Annotated in this window: 1 protein-coding gene; it reads left to right on the top strand. The window is 62.1% G+C overall.

Annotated features, from left to right (window positions below; translation table 11 throughout):
- Nucleotides 1–142: 142 nt before the first annotated feature.
- A partial coding sequence (locus Q0367_RS04835; protein WP_298981122.1) for a S8 family serine peptidase occupies nt 143–1,452 on the top strand: 1,310 nt, incomplete at its 3' end.

Below are 1,452 nucleotides of genomic sequence, written 5' to 3'. Positions count from 1 at the left end.
GAGGCCGGTGCGCTCGCTACGTCGAAAGGAGCTTCCAATGCAAACGACGCTTGATGAGAAGCCTACAGTTGCTCGAACTGCCTGGTCTACGAAAACTTCCCCTCTTTTTCGAGCCACGATAGCAGCCGGAGCGGCGCTGACTATGGTGATCCTTTTGCTTGCCGGTGTGCAGGGGGCGGCGCAGCAGAGCGTACAAGACGCCATGCATCCGGCGCCTTCTCCCATAGAGACGGCGCAGCGGAAAGCCGCCCACGGCGAAGAAGAACGGGAAATTTACGGTCAACTGGCGCAGACGGTCACTTCATTTGTCGGCGAATGGCCGGTCACCCTGGACGGCCAAACTCAGATTACGGTTGTGTTGACGCCCAAAACCGACGTCAGAAAATTCAAGAGGCGCCTTCCGGAGCCGGGAACCTGGCTCAGGGCGAAAGGCGTCATGTCGCCGGACGGTCGCCTGGACGCAAAAATCGTTCGCCCTGATGACTCAGAGCCGAATCAGGTTGTCGTGCGTCTGAAGCCCTCTGCAGATTCCTTTGCAACGGCGCAGGCGTTGGCGTCCGAATATGAAATGTCCGTGCGCGCCATCTTGCCGTCGGCGGATATTTATCTGTTCACCACTCGGGAAGATGAAGAAGATGCGCAAGAGCGCTTGCTTAACGACGATCGCGTCCTATGGGCGGAGCTCAACCGCGTCAGTCGCGTGCCGACAGGTTTTCCCTATCGCACCTGGAAATGGGGTTCGCAGGAAGACAGCAACTATGTGAATCAGCAAGCGTTTGAGCAGGTGAATCTTACGCCGGTCGTCGGCGTCGTCAACGGCGACGGCGTCACGGTGGCCGTCCTGGACACCGGCGTGGACCTCGAGCATCCGGCCCTTGTCGACGCCTTGCACATTGTCGCCAGCAGCGACATGATCTCCGACACAGACAGGCCGGACGACATCGGGCCGGGAACGGCATGGGGGCACGGCACTCATATCGCCGGCGTCATTCACGCCATTGCGCCCGCAGCTCGCATCATGCCGCTACGCGTGCTCGACGCGCAGGGACGCGGCAACACCTTTGTCCTCGCCTATGCCATCGAATACGCCATCCAGCAAGGGGCCGATGTCATCAACCTCAGCCTGGGGGCCGACTGCGACTCCCGCACCCTCGCCGAAACCATCGCCGCCGCAGTGGCGCAGGGCGTCGTCATCGTAGCTGCAGCCGGCAACGACGCAAGCGTCGTGCCATCCTGCCCTGCCTCCTTGCCTTGGGTGATGGCGGTGGCCGCCGTGGATGAGCAACGGGTGCGAACGTCCTGGTCAAATTACGGCCCGTGGATTGCGCTGGCGGCGCCCGGCGAGGGCATCACTTCGACCTTTCCGCTCGGCTATGCCGCAGAAATCGATGCATCGCCGGGATACGCCTCCTGGAGCGGCACCTCGATGGCCGCCCCCTTCGTCGCCGGCGC

Source organism: uncultured Caldilinea sp., assembly GCF_937128415.1.
Taxonomy (GTDB): Bacteria; Chloroflexota; Anaerolineae; order Caldilineales; family Caldilineaceae; genus Caldilinea.
The sequence above is the reverse complement of the archived record's forward strand: the minus strand, read 5'-3'. Positions and strand labels throughout refer to the sequence as shown.